This window comes from Novosphingobium sp. KCTC 2891 (genome assembly GCF_025938155.1).
In the GTDB taxonomy this organism is placed as follows: Bacteria; Pseudomonadota; Alphaproteobacteria; order Sphingomonadales; family Sphingomonadaceae; genus Novosphingobium.
Genome location: NZ_JAPCZG010000006.1, coordinates 118,624 through 138,789 on the forward strand (window position 1 = coordinate 118,624; position 20,166 = coordinate 138,789).

The window sequence follows — 20,166 nt, forward strand, 5'->3', positions numbered from 1 at the left end:
CGGGCAGGGTGCACCGGACGTTCGAGGATCCCGCCTGCAAGGTGGGACAATCCCTCGCGCAACGACAGCCACTGCCTGCCGGGAAGCCCCGTGCGGGAAGCGTCGCCACGTTGCGCCTTGTCCAGGTGCAAGCGCTGGCGCGCGCTTCCTTCGCGGGTCGGAACGGCGGGTCCATGCCGTTCGTACCAGAGGGAGCCGCATCGTGCGCCTTGCCCAATATCCTGTCGTTTCCGTTCTCGCCCTTCTCGCGGCCTCCGCATCCCCTGCCCTTGCCGAATCCGTCCCCGGCGAGGCAGCCGACAGTTCGATCGTCGTCACCGCGCTTCGCAGCCCGGTTGAGCAGGACCGCGTCTCTGCCACCGTGACCGTGCTGGATGAAGCAGCCCTCCGCCAGCAGCAGCCGATCGCACTGACCGATCTGCTGGTGCGTACCCCCGGCATCAGCCTGACCCGGAACGGCGGCTTTGGCACGGCGACGTCGCTGCGCATTCGCGGCGCCGATTCCTCGCAGACCGTGATGGTGATCGATGGCGTGCGGATCTCGGATCCATCGGCCACGGGGGGCGGCTATTCCTTTTCCAACCTGCTGATCGACGATATCGAGCGGGTCGAGATTTTGCGCGGGCCGCAGTCGATCCTGTGGGGCAGCGATGCCATCGGCGGCGTGGTCAATGTGCTGACGCGCAGGGCCGAAAAGCCGCTGGAAGGCGGCATGGCGGTCGAAGCGGGCACCCACGCGACGGTCAATGCACAAGCCGGGATCGGCGGCACGGGATCGCTGCTCGACTGGCGGGTTGCGGGTTCCGCCTTCACCACCAATGGCATCTCGGCACGCAGCAACGGCAGCGAGCCCGACGGTTACCGCCGCACTTCGACCAGCGGCACCGCCACGCTCAAACTTGCGCCGAACCTTTCGCTCGACCTGCGCGGCTACTGGGCCGACGCGCGCAACGATTTCGACGGCACCTCGGGAGATTCGCGCAGCTATGGGCTCACCACCGAATGGACCGGCTACGCGGGGCTGAACCTGACGCTGCTCGACGGTCGTTTCACCCAACGGCTGGCCGTGCTGCAGAGCGCGACCGACCGCGAGAACTACGACCCGTCCCGGTCGATCCGCCCCCTCAACTTCGATGCTCATGGCCGCGTGCGGCGCTTCGAGTATCAGGCTTCGCTTTCGGTGGGCAGCGCGGTGCAGGCCATTTTCGGGGCCGAGCGCGAGGAACAGCGCATGACGAGCGCTTCACCTGCAAACAGCACCGCGCCCTACACACTGACGCCGCAGGCGGCCGCCACCAACAGCATCTATGGCGAACTGCGCGTCACGCCGCTCGCCGGTCTCACGCTGAACGGCGGCGTGCGCCACGACGACCAGTCGCGCTTTGGCGGCACCACCGTGTTCACAGCAGGCGCGGTCTATACGCCAAACGCCGGCCGCACCGTGCTGCGCGGCAGCTACGACCAGGGATACAAGGCCCCGTCGCTCTACCAGATGTTCAGCCTCTATGGCTCGGCCGCGCTGCAGCCGGAGAAGGCAAAGGGCTGGTCGGTCGGAGCCGAACAGTCGCTGGGCAAGGTGCTGCACGCCTCGGCCACCTGGTTCGAGCGCGATACCGACAACCTGATCGACTTCGCCTTCTGCCCGACGACCGGCGCGCTGCCTGCTGCCTGCTTCATCCCCGGCACCACCACCAGCCGCTTCGGCTACTATGCCAACGTGCGCAAGGCCCATGCGAAGGGGCTGGAGCTGGCCGCCCGGGCGCAGGTTGGCGTCGTTTTCGCAGCGGGCAACTACAGCTGGATCGCGGCGGAGGATCGCTCGCCCGGCAGCGTCGATCTGGGGCGCCAACTGGCCCGCGTGCCTCGCCACCTTGCCAATATCGAGGGCGGGATCGATCTGCCGTCCGGGCTGCGCGCCAGCCTGGCCGCGCGCCACGCCGGCGCCAGCTTCGATCGGGCGGGCAACTCCACCGTACTGTCCGGGTATTGGCTGATCGACTTGCGCGCGCAGTGGCGTGTGGCCGAGGGGCTGACCCTGAACGGCAGGATCGAGAACCTCTCGGACAAGCACTACGAGACGGCAGGCGGTTATGGCGCGCTTGGTCGCACGGTCTATCTCGGCCTGCGGAGCCGCTTCTGATGCTGCGCGCGGTCCAACAGGGGCCGGCGGTGGTGGTATGCTCCACCTGCCGCCTTTCCGCCGAACAGCGCGAAAACGAGCACGGCCAACGCGGCGGGGCGCTGCTTGCCGAGGTCTTGCGCGCCGTGCAGCAGGCCGACCCCGCGCTGGCGACGGTCGAAGTGCAGGAAATGGCCTGCCTCTTTGCCTGCCAGCGCCACTGCACGGTGCACGTGCGAGCGCCGGGCAGGATTGGCTATGTCCTCGGCGGGTTCGCCCCCGTCGAGGAGGAAGCCCGCGCCATTCTCGAATATGCGGTGCTGCATGCGGATAGTGCCGAAGGCGTGGTGCCCTATGGCGCGTGGCCGCAAGGGGTGAAGGGTCATTTCATCACCCGCACGCCGCCCGAAGGGTTCGTCTGCTCATGATCCGTTTCGATAGCGAAAGCACCGTCGCAGAAGTGCTCGCGGCTCTGCCGTCCCCGGACCACGTCGCGATCGCCGCTGCAGCGGATCGCCAGGCCACGCTGACCAAGCCCGCCGGATCATTGGGCAGGCTGGAGGAGATCGCCTTGTTCATGGCAGGGTGGCAGGGCGATCCCAGGCCCTCGCTGCATAAGGTGAAGGCCGCTGTTTTTGCCGGAAACCACGGGGTCGCGGCGCGCGGGGTCAGCGCCTTTCCGACGGAAGTGACCGCGCAGATGGTCGGCAATTTCCGTGCCGGGGGCGCCGCAATCAACCAGCTGGCAACGGCCTGTGGGGCTGAACTGTCCGTCGTGTCGCTGGAGCTCGACAGGCCGACGGGGGACATCGCCCACGAACCCGCGATGGCAGCCGAGGAATGCCTCGAGGCGATGTCGGCCGGCGCCGCGGTCGTCACGCCAAGGACGGATCTGCTGCTGGTGGGCGAGATGGGCATCGGCAACACCACGCCTGCCGCTGCATTGTGCCTGCAGGCTTTCGGCGGGAGCGCGGCGGACTGGTGCGGACGTGGCAGCGGCGTGAATGACGAGGGCGTTTCGCGCAAGATCGCCGCCGTCGAAAGCGCCATCGCACTGCATGGGCCGCACTGCCATACAGCGTTCGAGGCCCTGCGCCGTCTGGGCGGGCGCGAAATCGCCGCAATGGCGGGCGCCATCCTTGCAGCGCGGGTATTCCGCGTGCCGGTCCTGCTCGACGGCTTCATCTGCAGCGCGGCCATCGCGCCGTTCGTCGCGGCACAGCCTGCCGTTACCGCGCATTGCCTCGCCGGGCATTGCTCTGCCGAACAGGCCCATACACGGCTGCTCGACCGGTTCGGGCTTGAACCTCTGCTCCACCTCCGAATGCGGCTGGGAGAAGGCTCGGGCGCAGCGGTGGCGGTCCACCTCGTGCGCGCCGCGCTGGCCGCGCATAACGGCATGGCGACCTTTGCCGAGGCCTCGGTGGCGCAAGAGCTGTGAGCGGCAAAGTCGTCCACCTGCTCCGGCACGGCCCGCCAGCGCGCACCGGGCTGCTGCTCGGCCATTGCGACGAGCCCCCCTGCGATCCGACGGGCGGGCTGCGCGGCGCAGTACCGGCGGCCCTGACGATCCGCCGCCTGGTGACTTCGGATCTGCGGCGCGCCCTTGTCGGGGCAGAAGTGCTTGCCGCCGACAGGGGTGTGGACCTCACCGTCGATCGACGCTGGCGGGAACTGAACTTCGGCGCGTGGGACGGCCTTGCGCCGCAAAGCCTGCCGCGCGACGCCCTGGCACGGTTCTGGGACGATCCCGAGACTTGTCCGCCACCGCAGGGCGAGCGCTGGTCCTCCCTCCGCCAGCGGGTCGGTTCGGCGCTGACCGAACTGGACGATGCCACGCTGGTCGTAACCCACGGCGGAGCGATGCGTGCGGCCGTGTCAATCACGACAGGACTTGACCACCGGCAGGTCTGGGCGCTCGATCTGCCCTACGGCGCGCTGCTCTCGCTCAGGATCTGGACCGGAGACAGCCTCGCCGGACAGATCATCGGGCTTGGCTCTGGTGTGCTGTCGTGAAGCCGTTGCTCCTCGCCGTGCAATTCATGACGCGCCTGCCGCTTCCAGCGATCGCAGCGGACGATGACGACTTCGGCAGGGCAATCCGTTGGTTTCCGGTAGCGGGGCTGCTGGTGGGCGGAACAGTCGCGGGCGCAGCATGGATCGGCGAAACGCGCGATCCGGCGCTGGGCGCGTTGCTCGGCCTTGCCGCCTGGGTATGCATGACCGGCGCGCTCCATCTCGACGGACTGGGCGACATTGCCGACGCCGCTGGCGCTGCCCATGCCGACCGCGCCCGCATAAGTGAAGTGCTGGCCGATCCGCATCTCGGCAGTTTCGGCGCAGTTACCATCACCTTGCAGCTATTGGCCAAGTTCGTGTTGCTCGATCTGTTCTTGGGGGACGGGGACGCGGGGCGGCCTATGTCGATGCTGGTCCTCGTGCCGGTGCTGGCGCGCATCGGCCCTCTCGCGTGGACCCTGCTGCTCCGCCCCCTTCACTCTGGGTTCGGCACGCTGTTCCGGCGCGGTGCGAACTGGCTCGTGCTTGCCGGCTGGCTTGCCGTGTGGGCCGCCTGCGCCGCGGCTGCCTGCCCCCTCTTGCTGGCGGCATTGCCCGTAGTCCCGTTGTGGGCGCTGTGGCTGCGCGCCCGGATCGGCGGGATATCGGGCGATGGCCATGGCGCGGGCATCGAACTGGTCGAGACCGGGGCGCTGCTCATGCTGGTGCTCGCCCGATGAGCGCGGAATTTACGCATCACGGTGGGCGCCTGGCTGAAGCCTGCGCCCGCTTCGGCGGAAAGGCGGCCAACTGGCTCGACCTTTCCACCGGCATCAATCCCTTCAGCTGGCAACCGGACGCGGGCCTTTCGGTAGACTGGAAAGCCTTGCCCGATGAAGGCGCGCTGACCAGGCTGGAACACGCCGCTGCCGGCTTTTTCGGTTGCGACGCGACCCTTTGCGCTGCCGTGCCCGGAAGCGAGACCGGGCTGCGCCAACTTGCCCGCCTGCTTGCCCTCCCCGGCCTGCACCAGCCCCTTTCCTATGGCACCTACCGCGCGGCTTTCGCGCAGACAGATGCCATCGAAGACCTTGCGCATTTGCCGCACCGCGCGAGCGTGCTGGTTCTGGGCAATCCCAACAATCCGGACGGCCATATCCTTCCTATAGCCAAGCTGCTGTCGTTGCTGGATCATCAGGAGCGTCACGGCGGTTGGCTGATTGTCGATGAAGCCTTTGCCGATTGCGATCCCGGCTGGAGCATCGCGGGCGCGGTGGCCCCAGGACGGCGGCTGATCGTGTTGCGCTCGTTCGGCAAGTTCTTTGGCCTCGCAGGCCTGCGGCTCGGCTTCGTGATTGCCCCGCCGAAAGTGCTCGAAGGTCTGCGCGAAGGCCTTGGCGACTGGCCGGTCCACGCCGCCGCATTGGCGTTCGGCGCAGCGGCCTACACCGATCGCACATGGATCGACGCAGCGCGGTCAGACCTCACTTTCCAAGCCAATGCGCTCGACGCCATGCTTCAGCGCCACGGCCTTTCGTCCCGCGGTGGTTGCCCGCTGTTCCGACTGATCGTCGCGCCGAACGCCGGCGACATGTTCCGCCGTCTGGCCCACAGGCATATCCTGACCCGCCCCTTCGCCGAACGACCTGACTTGTTGCGCATCGGCCTTCCGCACGGCGACGCGGCGGTTGCCCGGCTGGACGCCGCACTGGCGGAAGTGTGCGGGCATGGCTGAACCTGTGGCCCTTGCGGCTCTTGCCCTTGATGCAGCGCTGGGCTGGCCGGCGCGCGTGCACGCCCGGATCGGCCATCCGGTCGGCGCTTTCGCAAGGTTCATCGCCGTTTGCGAGCGTCGCTGGAACCGGAATGATGCGAGCGCTGCGGTGCGCAAGGCCGGTGGTGTTGCGACGATTGTTTCGCTGATTGCTCTGACCGGCCTGGGCGGCGCGTTGCTGACGCTCACAGCGCGTCAGGCTGGCCCCGCAGGCTGGTTGGTCACGGCCCTGCTGGCATGGCCCGCGCTGGCGCAGCGCAGTCTCGACCAGCACGTCGCGCCGGTGATCGAGGCTCTGCAGGCAAGCGATCTCGACCGTGCCAGAGCCGCGGTCGGCATGATCGTGGGACGCGATACGGCAGCACTCGATCAGGCCGGCGTGGCGCGCGCAGCGATTGAAAGCCTTGCCGAAAGCTTCTGCGATGGGGTGATCGCACCGCTGTTCTGGCTGCTCGTCGCAGGTCTGCCGGGCGTGTGGATCATGAAAGCGGTCAACACCGCCGATAGCCTGATCGGTCACAAGGATGAGCGCTACCGCGATTTCGGCTGGGCTGCGGCGCGCCTTGATGATCTGATGAACCTTGTCCCGGCGCGGATATCGGCCGTGCTGATCTGCATCGCCGGGCCGGGAGGCTGGCGCATCGGCTGGCGCTATCGCCGTGCGCATGATTCACCCAACGCGGGATGGCCCGAGGCCGCAATGGCCGGCGTGCTGCGCGTGCGGCTGGCAGGGCCGGCGTGCTACGACGGAGACATGATGGACAAGCCGTGGATCGGCGAGGGGAAAGCGGCCGGTCCGGAGGAATTGGTGCGGGCGAGGCGCGTCTATCGCCGCGCGTGCGTGCTTGGCTGGTTGATTGCGGGAGGAATGGCGTGGCTGGGCTGATGTTGCAGGGAACGGGCTCGGATGTGGGCAAGTCGGTGCTGGTGGCCGGGCTGTGCCGCGCACTCGCCAACCGGGGCATCCGCGTTCTGCCATTCAAGCCGCAGAACATGTCGAACAATGCCGCGGTCACGTTGGACGGCGGAGAAATCGGTCGGGCACAGGCGCTGCAGGCACTGGCCGCGCGAGCCGATCCGCACACCGACATGAACCCGGTGCTGCTGAAGCCGCAGGCCGACCACACCTCGCAACTGATTGTCCACGGCCGCGTGCGCGGCACGCTTGGGTCCGCCAATTTCCGCGAAGGCCGGCGCAGCCTCCTTCCCGAAGTGCTCGAAAGCTGGCAGCGGCTGGAGCGCCGCTGCGATCTGGTGATCGTCGAAGGGGCTGGCTCCCCGGCAGAAATCAACCTTCGTGAAGGTGACATCGCCAACATGGGCTTTGCCCGCGCGGCCGATGTCCCGGTGGTATTGGTCGGCGATATCGACCGGGGTGGCGTCATCGCTTCGCTGGTGGGAACGCGCGCGGTGCTCGATCCGGAGGACGCGGCGATGGTCCGCGGCTTCATCGTCAACAAGTTCCGCGGCGATCCGGCGCTGTTCACGGACGGTTACGCAGCAATAGAGCGGCTTTCGGGCTGGCACGGCTTCGGCCTTGTGCCCTGGCTTCCCTGCATCGCGATGCTGCCGAGCGAGGATGCGGTGGTGCTTGATCGGCCACGGCCATCCCGCTCTTCGCGCAGGCTGGTGGCCTGTCCGATGCTGCCGCGAATCTCGAATTTCGACGATCTCGATCCCTTGCGACAGGAGCCGGAGGTGGAACTGGCGATGATCCCGCCCGGTGCCGCCATTCCGGCAGAGGCCGATCTCGTCGTCCTGCCCGGGTCAAAGGCGACAATCGCGGACATGGCGTTCGTACGGGCGCAGGGGTGGGATATCGATGTGCTGGCCCATCACCGGCGTGGCGGCATCGTCCTGGGCCTGTGCGGCGGTTATCAGATGCTGGGCCGCACGATTGCCGACCCGTTCGGTATCGAAGGCGCCCCGGGCACGATCGCGGGCCTAGGCCTGCTTGACGTGACCACGTGCCTCACGCCGGACAAAGCCTTGCGCCACGTCTCGGGCGCGGCGTTTGGGGCCACGTTTGACGGCTTCGAAATGCACATGGGCGAGACTACCGGCCCGGACACCGCGCGACCGTTCGCGCTGCTCGATGGACAGCGGCCAGACGGTGCCATGAGTGCCGACAGCCGGGTGATGGGCACCTATTGCCACGGCTTGCTGGCGCAGCCAGGATTACGCTCCGCCCTGCTCGCGCAGATCGGGGCGAAGGGTACGGGCAGAGACCATGCCGCGCTGGTCAATTCTGCGCTGGACGACCTGGCGCAAGCGCTGGAGCAGCACCTCGACATAGACGGTCTGATTGCCTTGGCACGGGCTCGGGGACGATGACGCGTTTACTGGTGCTGGGCGGAGCCCGCTCGGGCAAGAGCCGTTATGCGCAAAAGCGCATCGAAGCCTGTGGCGCAAGGCTGGCATACATCGCCACGGCCGAGGCACGCGACGATGAGATGGTGGATCGTATAGCGCAGCACCGCCGAGACAGGGGGCCTCGCTGGCAAACGATAGAAGCCCCGCTCGACCTGCCCCGCGCCATTGAAACGGCGTCCCGCGATGCAGATGCGCTTCTGGTGGATTGCCTGACCTTGTGGCTATCCAATCTGATGCTGGCAGACCACGACATCCCTGGCGCCCGCGATGCCCTGATCCGCGCGGTTGGATCCTGCTCAGTGCCTTTAGCCCTGGTCGCCAACGAGGTCGGCCTGGGCATCGTACCCGACAATGCCCTTGCACGTCGCTTTCGCGATGAAGCCGGATGGCTCAACCAGACGCTGGCCGACGCCGCCGATGAGGTCGTGTTCCTGGCGGCAGGTCTGCCAATGCAGCTCAAGGGGCGGAGGTGAGCGGACCTCTCGCCCGGAAAGCGCACCTGCATCAGGACGACGACGCGGATTACCTCCGGCAACGCATGAAAATACCTGAACGCATTTGCTGGCTTGCGAGGGCGGCCCATGGCCCGACCCTACCCTTCACCCACCTCGTTGCCAGAGGGTGCAATCCCTTTGCCACTGCCTGGGCATTGCGCTCACCGCCCTAGGTTGCTTCCTCGATCGCCCCGACGCCGGCCCCAACCGCTTCGGGCCGCGCGCCGGGCTGGCGCATCATGGCGACCCCCATCGCCAGCACGGCGGCGACACCGGCCTGCCCGAGCAGGCTGGGCGCGAAGCTGCCGATGGTGTCGTACAGCCGCCCGCCTACGCTCGGCCCCAACGCTGCGGCGGTCGAAACCACGGTCATCACCGAATAGAGCTCCAGCGAGGCCAGCCCGCCGAACCATTCGCGCAGCAGCAGGGTCGTACTGACAGTGCTGGCCCCCAGCCCCACGCCGAAGCACAGCGCGAACAGCGTCAGCGAAGCCCAGTTGGTCGGCAGGACCAGAGCGGCCGAGGACAGCGCCAGCGTGACCAGCGCCACGATGGTCAGCTGGCGCGGGTCGAAACGCTGGCCCGCCAGCCCCGCCAGCGCCGCCGCCCCCGCCGCCACCATCGCCGCCGCGCTGATCACCATCGTGGCCATGCCCGGCGACACCGCGCGCTCCAGCAGGTGCTGGTAGGCGAAGCTGTGGATCGTGGTGTTGATCAGCAGGCACCCGGTGTAGGCGGCAACCACCATCCAGAACTGCCACGTCGTCATCGCCCGGCGCACTGTCCAGCCCGCAGCCGGGCTGGCCTCTTCGTCCGACAGCGCCGCACGTCCGCGCAGCACTTCGTCGCGCCGGCTGACCAGCGCAGCGAAACCGCCTACCACCAGCGCCGCGCCTGCGCAGAGCAACCAATAGAGCCGCCAGTCGCCCGTCGCAGTGTGCACCCCGTAGAACAGCAGCGGACCGAACACCGCGCCGAGGTTGCCGGCGGTGAAATACAGCCCGATGGCAGTCGCCCGCCGCCGCTCGAAGGCATGGCCGATCACGTGCACCGCCGGGATCGTCCCGCAGAAGCAAAAGCCCATGCCCAGCAGGAACGTCCCCACCACATATGCGCCCACGCCCTGCATCATCGCCAGCGCCGTGAACCCGGCGATCAGTTGCACCGCGCCCAGCACCAGCGTCACCGCTACGCCCCACCGACGGATCGTCGCCGCGGGCAACAGGCTCGCCGCGCCGCAGGCGGTGCCCAGCAGGGTGAAACCCATGCCCGCCTGCGCCCAGCTGAAATGAAGGTCCGCAACGATGAACGGCAGCACCTGCCCCAACGAGTTGAACGTTGCCGCCATCAGCAGGAAATACAGCGCGCTGAACGCGGCCTGCAGCACATATCGCATCGCGCGGCTCCTCTGGTGGCTTCGGTGCGCAAGGGAAGGAAATTGAGTCACAGCACGGGCCAGGCGCAGGGCACGGACTTGCCTGCACGCGCCACGATCAGGGGCGCGGCGGCTTCGACCTGGGCGAACAGGCGGTCCTCGTCGATGGTCGTCACGCGGTAGCCCTCGACAACGCGGCGCCCGTCCACCCACACCGAGTGGACGCCGCGCCCGTCCGCCGACCAGACCAGTTGGTTGATCACGTTGAGCAGCGGCACCCATTCCGGCCGGTCGCGGTCGTGGGCCACGAAGTCGGCCTTCATCCCCGGCTTGAGCGCCCCGATGGCATGGCCCAGCCGCGCCCCGGCAGCCCCGTTCAGCGTCGCTGCCTCCAGCACCTGATGCGCGGGGAACAGCGCGGAATCGCGCCGGGCGTCCTTGAACAGCCCGGCCATGACATACATCGCGCGCATCATGTCGGCCGAGTTGCCGTTGTTGTTGCCGTCCGTGCCAAGCTGGATGCCCACGCCCGCCGCCTGCAACTCCGGAAACCTGCCCGCCGTGCTCGCGCCATAGGCCCCCTTCATCGCGGTCATCGGGCAATGCGTCACGTGTGTGCCGGTCTCGGCCATCAGCGCCACCTCTTCACCGTCGAGGTGAATCGCATGGGTCAGCGACAAGTGGCCGCCCAGCGCGCCGATATCGGCCAGATGCGCGATCGGCCGGCGCCCGGTGGTGGCAAGGTAGAAGTCGGGGTCGGCCGGGTCCGGACTCATGTGCGCGGTTACGCCCAGCCCGTTGGCCTGCGCCAGCGCCGTCGCCGCGCGCCATAGATCGTCGGTCGCAGTGTTGTGGCCGACAAGGCAGGGCCACGCCGCGAGCAGCGGGTCTCCCGCCGCCGGAAACTGCGCGATCTGGTCTTCCAGTCGGGCGATGGCCGCAGCGGTCAGCGCCGCCTGGTCATCATCAGGCGCAAAGGCGCGGTCCTGCACCCATTGCCCGAGCCGGCCGCGAATGCCGATGGCGCCGAGCACATCGACCACGCCTGACAGGTCCATGATCGTTCCCGCCTCGATGAAGCAGGTGGTGCCGGTACGCAGCATCTCCACCGCCGCCAGCTGAGCGGAAAGCCGCTCATCCTCCGGCGTCTGCGCCATGTAGGTGGGGATCAGCCAGTCGAACACGTTGGTCCGCCAGTCCGTATCGTCGGGCACATAGCCGCGCGTGATCGGCTCGCCGGTGATGTGGACGTGGCAATTGACGAAGCCCGGCGTCAGTACGAAGCGGCTGCCGTCGATCGTCTCCTTCGCGGACACTGCCCGCGCCACGTCGTCGCTCGGCCCCACCGCCACGATCCGGTCGCCCGTCACCGCCAGTGCGCCGCTGCGGAAGATACGGCGCTCGTCGTCCATGGTCACGATCCACGCATCGCGGATCAGCAGATCGACGGGAACCAGGCCGGGCGGGCCGCTGTCTGTCACGCGGCCCACGCGTTTGCCACCGCATCGGTCGTGGTCAGCAGCGAACAATGCAGCCACAGCGCCTTCAGCGTGTTGAGGTGCAGATCGTCGTCGAACGTGGCACAGGCGTCCGACACCACGAACGTGTGGTAATTGTGGTGAAACGCATCGCGCGTGGTCGAATCTACGCAGCAATCGGTGCTGATCCCCGTCATCACCAGCGTGTCGATGCCCCGCGCACGTAGCTGCATATCGAAGTCGGTGCCGTGGAAGCTCGAATAGGCGAGCTTGGAAATCTCGATGTCACCGGGCTGCGGCACCACGCGGTAATAGTCCTCGCCGCCGCTGCCGATCCGGCAGATCGCCTCGTGCCCCGGCGTGCCGCGCCGTTCCATCCACGTCTTGAGCGCGGGGGAATCACTTTCGGGCCGGGTCATCACCCGCATGAAGGCCACTGTCGCGCCAGCCTGCCGCGCCGCCGTGATCAGGCGCTCGATCCGGTCGACCGCTACCTCGCAGCCGCCCATGTCCATGCCGCTCCGGCCCAGAACGCCCTCTGGCGAGGCAAAATCGACCTGGATGTCGACCACGACCAGCGCCGTGCGCGCGGGGTCGATCATCGCCCCCGGCTCGTCCACGTGGGGAAGGATATCGGTCACTTCAGGCACTGGCCGCCTCCATCACGCGACCGGGAAAGCGCTCCCGCAGCACCGGCAGGATCTCGGCCGCGAACACAGGCAGCATCGAGAGGTATTCGGGGAAGATGACCATCAGCCCGTCGAGCGCGGTCTTCTCGAAAATCTCGGACAGCTTCTCCAGCACGGTCGCTGGCGATCCCGCGACGTGCGGTGCCATCAGGGCGGAGCGCGCCTTGCGGGTGAAGTCGTTCTCCTTGCCGATCTCGCTGTCGAGGAACCCGTAGGCGCGCATCATTCCGTGGAGCGCGCCCTCGTCCAGCCCTTCGCGATACGATTCCACCATCGCCTCGGCCTCGGCATCGGTATCCGCGATCACCAGGATCATCATCGAATAGGCGCGGATCGCATGACCCAGCGCCAGTGCCCCGTCCTTGGCCTTGCGCGTGTTGGCGATCAGTTCGTCGAGGTTATTCCCCGCGAGGAACAGCGCATCCATTTCCTCGGCGGTAAAGCGCACGCCCGCGCCCGAAGTGCCGGCGCAGACGAGGAACGGGCGCGTTTGTGGCTTGGGGAAGGACTGGCAATCGTCCAGTTGGAAATACTTGCCGTGACGGGTCACCGATTCCTCGGTCCACAGCGCCTTGATCCCCTGTATCCACTCGGTCGCCAGCACATAGCGCTCATCGTGGTCCACGCCTTCAGGCCAGGCGCCCATCTGCGCGAACTCGCCCTTGTAGGCGCCGGTCACCACGTTCAGCCCGGCGCGGCCGTGGCTGATCTGGTCCAGTGTGGCGATCATCTTGGCGGTGACTGCCGGGTTCTGAAGCAGCGTGTGAACGGTCGCCCACACTTTCACCCGGCTGGTCGCCTGCGCGAGACCCGCCATCATCAGCGGGCTGTCGAGCGAAACCTTCCACTGCTCGATCTCGCCGCCGTAGCCGCGGAACTTGGCCATCGCCATGATGAAGTCCAGCCCCATCTCGTCGGCCAGACGCGCCACCTTCAGGTTGTAGTCGTACGACCCGTCGAGCCGGGGCGAATTCTTCGAGATGATCCAGCCGCCGTTGGCCATCGGCATGAAGATGCCGATGTCGCGCCCTCCCGTGTCCGATGGAAGCCCGAAGGTGGCGCACTGCGGTGTCGTGTCGGTCATGGCCTGTCCGTGAAGCATGAGGCGGGATCGACACCACGCTAGGACGCAAAGGCCCGTGCGATCTTGTCGCCACGCGCACAGCTGTTTGTGCAGGACGCGTCCGGGCGCTTTCGCCCCAAATCCATGCGCCCTGCGCCAAGACCGTGCGCCCCCGTCCGCCGTAGCGTCATGACCGGGGCAAAGCCGACCGCGCGCTTGAATCGCCCATCAAGGAGTAGAGATGGCCAACTGGTTCATAACAGGGGTAAGTTCCGGGCTTGGCCTCGCGCTCGCGCGCGCCGCGCTCGATCGGGGCGATAGCGTGGTCGGCACGGTGCGCGCGCAGGCAGATGCGGAACGCTTCACCGCGCTCGCCCCGGGCCGCGCCCATGCCATGAAGCTCGACGTCACGGACGAGGCGGCGGTGCAGGTGGTCTATCGCACCGCAGAGAGCCTCGCCGGCCCGATGGACTTCATCGTCAACAACGCTGGCCGGGGCTTTACCGGCGCGATCGAGGAAACGAGCCTGAAGGACGCGCGAGCACTGTTCGACGTCAACTTCTTCGGGCCGATGGCGGTGATCAAGGCAGCTTTGCCCTCGCTGCGCCGCCGCCGGCAGGGGCACATCGTCAACATCGGCTCGGTCAGCGGGCTTGCCGCGTGGCACGGCACCGCGATCTACGGCGCGACCAAGTTCGCGCTCGAATGCCTTGGCCGCACGCTGGCCCAGGAAGTCGGCCCCCTTGGCATCAAGGTGACCAACGTGGCGCCCGGCGGCCTCCGGACCGCGTTCTCCGCGGACCGCCTTCCCGGCGCGGAACCGACCATTGAGAACTATGCCGGCACCGCGCACCTTGCCCGTACGACGCTGCAAGGCCACCACGGCGAGGAGCCGGGCGACCCCGCCCTTGCCGCAGCGGCGATCCTGGCCGCGGTCGATGCGCCCGCCCCCCCGCTGCTGCTCTTGCTCGGCGAGGATGCGCTGAAATATGCAGAGCACGAATTCGCCATGCTCGGCGGCGAGATCGCACTCTGGAAGGACCTGACTCTTTCGATAGCGGCAGAAGCGCCCGGCCCCGCCCCGGCTCCCGTCATCGTCCACGGCTGAGAATCCACGCTTGCGGGCGGGAGCTTGCTTCCGCCCGTCTTTTTTGGGGATGCCGGGGTTCAGTTCGAGAACATGGCCTTGCGGATCACCGCATGCACGCCCCAGTTGCCGTTGGCGACCTGGCTGATGCCGAAATCGACACCCACCGACAGCAGCGAGATCGCCTCGTCCTCGCTCAGGTTGCGCACGGTCATCAGGAAACGCCGCGCTTTCCTGAAGCAATCGCGCATCGCACTGTCGATCGAGGATCGCTTGTAGACCTCGCTTTGCGCCTTCGCCCCCAATTCCCGCAGGTAATCGGGATTGCTGAAGCCGAGGATGACCCATTCGGTCGCCGTCTCGATCATCGGATAGTCCAGTTCGCGGATATGTGGCTGCGAGCCCTTCGCCGGATGCAGGATCACCTGGATCACCGCCGTCATCGAACATTCGATAGCCGTGCCGCACAGCTCGGAATCGCCCTGACTGGCGTGGGGGTCGCCCAGCGACAGCAGGCCGCCAGGCACCGCCACCGGCAGGTAGACGCTGGCACCCGCCCCCAGCCGCCAGTTGTCGATATTACCGCCGAAATTGGCCGGCGGCACGGAATCGACCAGATCCGAATGCGCCGGGGCCAGCGCAACCACGCCGAAGTGCGGACGCACCGGTATCTCAATATCGCGCAGCACGTTGAAGTTCTTCTCGATCGTCTCCGGATCGACCGGCACGCCCGGGTAATCGTACATCGGGTGGATCACGCCCGACGGGTCCTTCTGCGGGGTCCAGCGATAGTTGTAGACCGCGTGGGCCACCGACTGGCCGGGTCCGCCTTCGACTTCGTAGATCGTCACCACCTCGCGCTGCTTCGGCTCTGTCAGCAGGTCGGAATAGTGAAAGCCCCAATAGGCCGAGACATTGCTGCCGAACGAGCGTCCGGCATAGCGCGGGTTGCGACTGGGCCGGTTGGCGATATCGAGGATGCGCACCTGGATCACGTCACCCGGCTGCGCGCCGGCGACGTGGATCGGCCCGGTGCAGATGTGCACGCCAAAGCCTTCGCCTGGCCCGCGCCCCACCACCGAGGCATCGAGCGGCCCGGCCCCGCGCCGGTCCACCACCTTGCCCTCCGCCGTCCAGCGATAGATCGCCTCCGCCGCCGGATCGCCCTCGATCATGCGCTCGGCATCATCGTTGGCGTGGTGGGTCAGCGTCTCGATCGTCACGTAATCGCCCGAGCAGATCTCCAGCGCGGGCTTCAGGTTCTTGCTGAAATAGCCCCAGTGGATCGTGTCTGGCCGAACCGGCAGCACGTGGTGCCGCACGCCGGGCGCTGCATCCACCTGGACGTCATCGACCAGTCCGTCGCTGGGGTGCGGGACGGTAGCCGCTTCCTCGCGTCCGTCCGCGGCGCCGTCCGCCGAACTGTCCCCCCGGCTGTCCTTGCCCGCGCTCGGCCGGCCGCGCTGCGGCATGTCGAGCGTTTCCTCAGGCAGCGCACCAATCTTGCGATATTCGCGCGGGCTCATCGCATAGCGTTCGCGGAAGGCGCGACTGAACGACGCGGAATCGTTGAAGCCCCATTGGAACAGGATTTCCGAAATCGAACGCTGCGCGTGCAGCGGGCTGCCAAGATCGAGCCGGCAGCGCTCCAGCCGGCGGAACTTGACGAACTGACTGAAGCTCTCGCCTGCGCTTTCGAACAGCTTCTGGAGATAGCGGGACGAAATCCGGTGTTCCGCCGCAATCTGGTGGATTGACAGATTGGGGTCGGAAAGCCGCATCTCGATCGACTGGAACACGCGTTCGAGGATGGCGGCGCGCGCGCCGGCCGCCCCGCCAAGCTCCTTCACCGGAGCCTTGTCGAGCAGCGTGGCAGCGATGAATTCGGGCAGCGCCAGCTCTACCGGGCGGATCTGGTCGTCGGACACATCGACAATGGTATCGGCGACCGATCGCAGCAGCGCCGAAAGCATCCGCCCGATCGCCTCATCCGCAATCAGGTTGCTGATCCGCGACGGCAGGGCCGAACGCGAGCGCAGCGCGGGCAGCATGTGGGGCACCTTGACCAGCAGGAAGCGATGCTCGCCCGCCAGTTCGATCTCGGTGCGACTGCTGCCGCCACCATACAGAATGTCGCCCTCGGCGATTTCGATGGTCAGTTCGGCCTGCCGCGCCGTCAGCCGGCCTTCCAAGAGCAGCACCATCCAGAAGCACGGTGCTTCCTGGTTGAAATCGATCGCCAGCCGCTGGCCGTTGCCCGTCACGCGGACGAACTGGATACCCTGCCCGCTGCTGAAGCTGACCAGCTCGCCATAGATGTCGTCGGGCGTCGCCAGCAGTTCGAGGGAGACGCGGGTGAGCGAAAACCGCCAGGCATCCTGGCGCTGCTCGCGCGGATAGGCATTCGTGGTGAAGCGCAAGCGGCGTGCCTCGTTCTGGTCGACCCGTGATTGCCACACCATATGCTGCGGTGCAGCTTGTGCACCGCAGCATATTCAAACCCCGCCGCGTGGCAATAGGGTCAAGTGTAACAATTCCGGCAAAGCGGCTGTCAGGCAGCCCGAACCGCGCTGGCCTTGGCGCCAGTCAGCCGTTCGTGCGCGGCACGATAGCGGTGCACCAGCCACTTGTTGAACTGGCCCTGCGCGCCTTCCTGCCACGAATAGCGGCCTCGTGGCGCGAAGCGCGAGCGAAGACCCACCTGCACCAGCTCGTCCACATGCAGGTCCTGCGCAATGATGTGGCCCGAAGCGCGAATGTTCATGTCCAGCTTGTGGTCGAAGGCGGGATCGGCCATCGCGCCCGGCGCGAACAGGAAGCCTGTGTCCATCTCCAGGGTCTCCGGCCCGGTGGGGCGCAGGATCAGATAGATCACCATGTCGCTCATCATCACCAGGCTGAGCGTGGGCGGGATATTGGCGAAGGTCATCCGCATCCGCCCTTCCTCCGAAAGGCCGGGGAACACCGGCAGCACCGCGCGCTGCGTCGCGTTGAAGCTGGCATCGGCGTGGAGCGTGCCGTTGAAGCGCAGGAACCCCCCGTCCGCCGGATCGGCATCGGGGAACACGGCCAGGCTCGAAGGCACGAAATCGTGCAGCGGTCCGTGATGCAGGCGGCTGGCGTGGTAGCCATCGTTGTTGTTCTCGAACATGACCTTCCAGTTCCACGGCAAGGTCGGCGCCGGTTCCGGCCGCGGGCCTTCCGCGCTCGCCAGATCATAGCCCGCGATAGCCTCGGTCACGGCCGTCAGCCGCGGCGCCAGCGGAGCCGCATCGGCATCGAAATTGATGAAGATGAAGCCGTTCCACAGCTCAACCTTGAAGTTCGGCAGGCCGAACTGCGCCCGGTCGAAGTTGCAGGTCTTGTTCATCGCAGGCGCGGCGATCAGACGCCCGTCGAGCGCATAGCTCCAGTGATGGTAGGGACAAAGGAAGCCGCGTGCGTTGCCCTGCCCTTCGGCCACCAGCATCGCGCGGTGCTGGCACACGGCGGACATCGCCCGGATTTCTCCTTCCTGCGTCCGCGTGACGATGATCGGCTCGCCGATGATCTGCGTGGTGAAGTAATCACCCACGCTGGCCACCCAGTCCGCCCGGCCCACGCACAACCACTCGTGGTTGTAGAGCGCCTCCTTCTCGAACTCGTGGAAGTCCGGGTCAGTGTAGCACTCCGGCGGAAGCGTCTCCGCATCGGCGAGATCGAGGGCCGAGCTTTCGAGCGAGCGGATGAAGCTGTCGGGAAGGGCGCGCACGGTCATGTCTCCTGGCAATTCGGTTCCTTCGGGATCGCCCTCTCCTACGGCGGCAGGCGAAGGCCGGTCTTGTGTCTGGAGGCACGGTTTCTTGAACGAAGCCGCGCCTCCGTCACGTTCCTTGTTGCGCTCACACAGGCGCGAAGGCCTTTTTGCGATCACTCGCGCGTGAAGCTGGCGGGCACCCGCGGATCGGCGCCGGCCTTGCCCCACAGCAGGATCTCGGTGCCCCACGGATCGCGAAAGGCGTGGTTGTAGCCGTTGAACGTCTGCCAATAGTGATCGCGCCACAGCACGGTCGCGCCGCGCTCCGCCGCGGCGGCCAGGATGCGATCGGCGCTGTCGTCATCACCGATCAGAATCCAGATCCGCGGTTTGCGCCCGTCCGCAGCGATGGTGCGTGGTTCAACGCCGGCCGGTTCCGGATGAGGGCGGGCATTGGCCGCATCGAAGATGCCAAGATGCAGGTTGCCGATCTCGCTGGGCGTGCCATCGGGATTGGCGAACTGCCCACCGGGTACCATGCGGTGATAGACGCCTTCGGGCCGCGCATCATTCTGCCAGCCGAACACTTCGGCATAGAAGCGCCCGGCCGCGGCCGGGTCGTCGCTCGGCATGTCGACGAAGATCAGGGTGTTGGGACTGGTCATTGGGCAATCGCTCCGTTGGTTGCGGTTGCCCTGCCTTGTGCGCGTGCGCCGTGCCGTGCGCTTGGTGCGAGGCGTCCGGAAACTTGATCCCGGCGCACCGACTGTCCCTTGCGCCTTTCGCACCTGCAAACTCAAAGGGCGCGCCCGAACAAGACCGCCCGGCCCCCTCGCCCGACAAGGAAGCCATCTCGCATTCATCAGCAATGAGGCAATGGCATGAGCTTGGTCTGCAAACACGGTCAACCGCGGGCGGAGACGGCGCCCGGAGCGCTGCACTATCTGAAAGCAACGCCCGAGACCGTGCACTGGGGCTACTTCTCGCCCGAGATCAAGCCGGCGCTGACGATCAAGTCGGGCGACCTGGTCCATGCGGAGGCCATCACCCACCACGCGGGCGACGCCCCAGAACTGATGTTCGACGAAGGCATCGAGCGCATCTTCCGGGAGATCGATCCGTCCACCCGCTCGCCCGGCGTGCACATCATGACCGGGCCGATCTGGATCGAAGGCGCAGAGCCGGGCGATATGCTGGAAGTGCGCTATCTCCAGATGACCCCGCGCAACAACTACGGCTCGAACCTCGCTGCGAACTGGGGCCACCTCTACGAGGAGTTCGGCGAGAAGGAGCGCGTCACGATCTACGAGCTGGACCCCAACGCCAACACCGCGCACGCGCTCTATGCCTATGATTTCCCGGGCAAGTATCTCGTCCCCGGCACGATCACCAACTGCCCGGTGTGCGACCGCCAGCCCGCGCTGCCGGGCATCACCATCCCGGCGCGACCGCATCTCGGCACGGCGGGCGTGGCCCCGGCAGTCGATGCGCCGGTCAGCACAATTCCCCCCGGCCTGCACGGTGGCAACATCGACAACTGGCGCATCGGCGCGGGTGCGACGATGTACTACAAGTGCCAGGTCAAGGGCGGGCTGTTCTCGATCGGCGATCCGCACGTCAGCCAGGGCGACGGCGAGATTTCGGGCACCGCCATCGAATCCTCGCTCAACTGCCTGTTCCAGATCATCCTGCGCAAGGACTTCGACTTTCCCTCGCCGCTGCTGGAAACGCCGCGCAACTGGATCGTCCACGGCTTCGGCGACGATCTCGACATGGCGATGAAGAACGCCTCGCTGGACATGCTCCACCTGCTCCACGAACATCAGGGGTTGAGCCGCGACGACGCCTATTCGCTGATGAGCGTGGCGGCCGATTTCGGCGTGACACAGGTGGTCGACGGCACGCTGGGCGTCCACGCGCGCATCGACCGCGGGCTGTTCCCGCAGAAGGGCGTGGTCAAGGACCTGAAGTAAGAACGGC

General features: G+C 66.9%; 18 protein-coding genes. 11 read left to right on the forward strand and 7 right to left on the reverse strand.

Going from position 1 to position 20,166, the window contains the following annotated elements; genetic code table 11:
* The first annotated feature begins 202 nt into the window (after window positions 1-202).
* Genes OLX02_RS12900 through cobU form a run of 9 tightly spaced genes read left to right on the forward strand, consistent with a single transcriptional unit; the run spans window position 203 to window position 8,737 of the window.
* The gene (locus OLX02_RS12900; protein ID WP_264423439.1) at window positions 203-2,140 is read left to right on the forward strand and encodes a TonB-dependent receptor plug domain-containing protein; all 1,938 of its coding nucleotides are present in this window, start codon (window positions 203-205) and stop codon (window positions 2,138-2,140) included.
* Entirely contained in the window at window positions 2,140-2,547 is a 408-nt protein-coding gene (locus tag OLX02_RS12905; protein ID WP_264423440.1) for a DUF1636 domain-containing protein, read from the forward strand. Before OLX02_RS12900 ends, OLX02_RS12905 begins: the two co-directional genes overlap by 1 nt.
* A complete protein-coding gene (gene cobT, locus OLX02_RS12910; RefSeq protein ID WP_264423442.1) occupies window positions 2,544-3,560 on the forward strand; it encodes a nicotinate-nucleotide--dimethylbenzimidazole phosphoribosyltransferase in 1,017 nt (338 codons plus the stop codon). Before OLX02_RS12905 ends, cobT begins: the two co-directional genes overlap by 4 nt.
* The gene (locus OLX02_RS12915; protein ID WP_264423444.1) at window positions 3,557-4,135 is read left to right on the forward strand and encodes a histidine phosphatase family protein; all 579 of its coding nucleotides are present in this window, start codon (window positions 3,557-3,559) and stop codon (window positions 4,133-4,135) included. Before cobT ends, OLX02_RS12915 begins: the two co-directional genes overlap by 4 nt.
* Entirely contained in the window at window positions 4,132-4,857 is a 726-nt protein-coding gene (locus OLX02_RS12920) for an adenosylcobinamide-GDP ribazoletransferase (protein ID WP_264423445.1), read from the forward strand. The genes OLX02_RS12915 and OLX02_RS12920 overlap by 4 nt, the downstream gene beginning before the upstream one ends.
* The gene (locus tag OLX02_RS12925; RefSeq protein ID WP_264423447.1) at window positions 4,854-5,852 is read left to right on the forward strand and encodes an aminotransferase class I/II-fold pyridoxal phosphate-dependent enzyme; all 999 of its coding nucleotides are present in this window, start codon (window positions 4,854-4,856) and stop codon (window positions 5,850-5,852) included. Before OLX02_RS12920 ends, OLX02_RS12925 begins: the two co-directional genes overlap by 4 nt.
* Window positions 5,845-6,777, forward strand: a complete 933-nt coding sequence (cbiB, locus tag OLX02_RS12930) for an adenosylcobinamide-phosphate synthase CbiB (RefSeq protein ID WP_264423449.1) — start codon at window positions 5,845-5,847, stop codon at window positions 6,775-6,777. The genes OLX02_RS12925 and cbiB overlap by 8 nt, the downstream gene beginning before the upstream one ends.
* Window positions 6,765-8,225 carry a cobyric acid synthase gene (locus tag OLX02_RS12935; protein ID WP_264423451.1) on the forward strand — a complete coding sequence of 487 codons (1,461 nt, stop codon included), beginning with the start codon at window positions 6,765-6,767 and terminating at the stop codon, window positions 8,223-8,225. The genes cbiB and OLX02_RS12935 overlap by 13 nt, the downstream gene beginning before the upstream one ends.
* On the forward strand, window positions 8,222-8,737 hold the full coding sequence (cobU, locus tag OLX02_RS12940; RefSeq protein ID WP_264423453.1) for a bifunctional adenosylcobinamide kinase/adenosylcobinamide-phosphate guanylyltransferase: 516 nt from the start codon (window positions 8,222-8,224) through the stop codon (window positions 8,735-8,737). The genes OLX02_RS12935 and cobU overlap by 4 nt, the downstream gene beginning before the upstream one ends.
* A gap of 190 nt (window positions 8,738-8,927) precedes the next feature.
* Here cobU and OLX02_RS12945 read toward each other — a convergent pair whose 3' ends face one another.
* From OLX02_RS12945 to OLX02_RS12960, 4 genes are all read right to left on the reverse strand, one after another.
* Entirely contained in the window at window positions 8,928-10,154 is a 1,227-nt protein-coding gene (locus tag OLX02_RS12945) for a CynX/NimT family MFS transporter (protein ID WP_264423454.1), read from the reverse strand.
* 47 nt (window positions 10,155-10,201) lie between these two features.
* Entirely contained in the window at window positions 10,202-11,545 is a 1,344-nt protein-coding gene (locus OLX02_RS12950) for an amidohydrolase family protein (protein ID WP_413630251.1), read from the reverse strand.
* 65 nt (window positions 11,546-11,610) lie between these two features.
* Complete coding sequence (locus OLX02_RS12955; protein ID WP_264423456.1) at window positions 11,611-12,261, reverse strand: cysteine hydrolase family protein; 651 nt, start codon at window positions 12,259-12,261, stop codon at window positions 11,611-11,613.
* Entirely contained in the window at window positions 12,254-13,384 is a 1,131-nt protein-coding gene (locus tag OLX02_RS12960; RefSeq protein ID WP_264423458.1) for an LLM class flavin-dependent oxidoreductase, read from the reverse strand. Before OLX02_RS12960 ends, OLX02_RS12955 begins: the two co-directional genes overlap by 8 nt.
* A 220-nt stretch (window positions 13,385-13,604) precedes the next feature.
* Here OLX02_RS12960 and OLX02_RS12965 point away from each other — a divergent pair, with 220 nt between their 5' ends.
* Window positions 13,605-14,471 (forward strand): oxidoreductase, encoded by an 867-nt coding sequence (locus OLX02_RS12965; protein WP_264423460.1) that lies wholly within the window; start codon window positions 13,605-13,607, stop codon window positions 14,469-14,471.
* Window positions 14,472-14,530: 59 nt separating this feature from the next.
* On the opposite strand, the gene OLX02_RS12970 is transcribed toward OLX02_RS12965, so the two are convergent.
* From OLX02_RS12970 to OLX02_RS12980, 3 genes are all read right to left on the reverse strand, one after another.
* Entirely contained in the window at window positions 14,531-16,870 is a 2,340-nt protein-coding gene (locus OLX02_RS12970; protein ID WP_264423462.1) for an acetamidase/formamidase family protein, read from the reverse strand.
* A gap of 131 nt (window positions 16,871-17,001) precedes the next feature.
* Window positions 17,002-18,201, reverse strand: a complete 1,200-nt coding sequence (locus OLX02_RS12975) for an aromatic ring-hydroxylating oxygenase subunit alpha (RefSeq protein WP_413630239.1) — start codon at window positions 18,199-18,201, stop codon at window positions 17,002-17,004.
* Window positions 18,202-18,359: 158 nt separating this feature from the next.
* Complete coding sequence (locus tag OLX02_RS12980; protein WP_264423465.1) at window positions 18,360-18,851, reverse strand: VOC family protein; 492 nt, start codon at window positions 18,849-18,851, stop codon at window positions 18,360-18,362.
* Between the two features lie 216 nt (window positions 18,852-19,067).
* Here OLX02_RS12980 and OLX02_RS12985 point away from each other — a divergent pair, with 216 nt between their 5' ends.
* Entirely contained in the window at window positions 19,068-20,159 is a 1,092-nt protein-coding gene (locus OLX02_RS12985; protein ID WP_264423466.1) for an acetamidase/formamidase family protein, read from the forward strand.
* The last annotated feature ends 7 nt before the right edge of the window (window positions 20,160-20,166 follow it).

Coding starts and splice junctions, on each gene's coding strand:
- cobU (WP_264423453.1), top strand. CDS start 8,222: ATGACGCGTTTACTGGTGCTGGGCGGAGCCCGCTCGGGCAAGAGCCGT.
- OLX02_RS12965 (WP_264423460.1), top strand. CDS start 13,605: ATGGCCAACTGGTTCATAACAGGGGTAAGTTCCGGGCTTGGCCTCGCG.
- OLX02_RS12980 (WP_264423465.1), bottom strand. CDS start 18,851: ATGACCAGTCCCAACACCCTGATCTTCGTCGACATGCCGAGCGACGAC.
- OLX02_RS12985 (WP_264423466.1), top strand. CDS start 19,068: ATGAGCTTGGTCTGCAAACACGGTCAACCGCGGGCGGAGACGGCGCCC.
- OLX02_RS12905 (WP_264423440.1), top strand. CDS start 2,140: ATGCTGCGCGCGGTCCAACAGGGGCCGGCGGTGGTGGTATGCTCCACC.
- OLX02_RS12950 (WP_413630251.1), bottom strand. CDS start 11,545: ATGGACGACGAGCGCCGTATCTTCCGCAGCGGCGCACTGGCGGTGACG.
- OLX02_RS12960 (WP_264423458.1), bottom strand. CDS start 13,384: ATGACCGACACGACACCGCAGTGCGCCACCTTCGGGCTTCCATCGGAC.
- OLX02_RS12945 (WP_264423454.1), bottom strand. CDS start 10,154: ATGCGATATGTGCTGCAGGCCGCGTTCAGCGCGCTGTATTTCCTGCTG.
- cbiB (WP_264423449.1), top strand. CDS start 5,845: ATGGCTGAACCTGTGGCCCTTGCGGCTCTTGCCCTTGATGCAGCGCTG.
- cobT (WP_264423442.1), top strand. CDS start 2,544: ATGATCCGTTTCGATAGCGAAAGCACCGTCGCAGAAGTGCTCGCGGCT.
- OLX02_RS12925 (WP_264423447.1), top strand. CDS start 4,854: ATGAGCGCGGAATTTACGCATCACGGTGGGCGCCTGGCTGAAGCCTGC.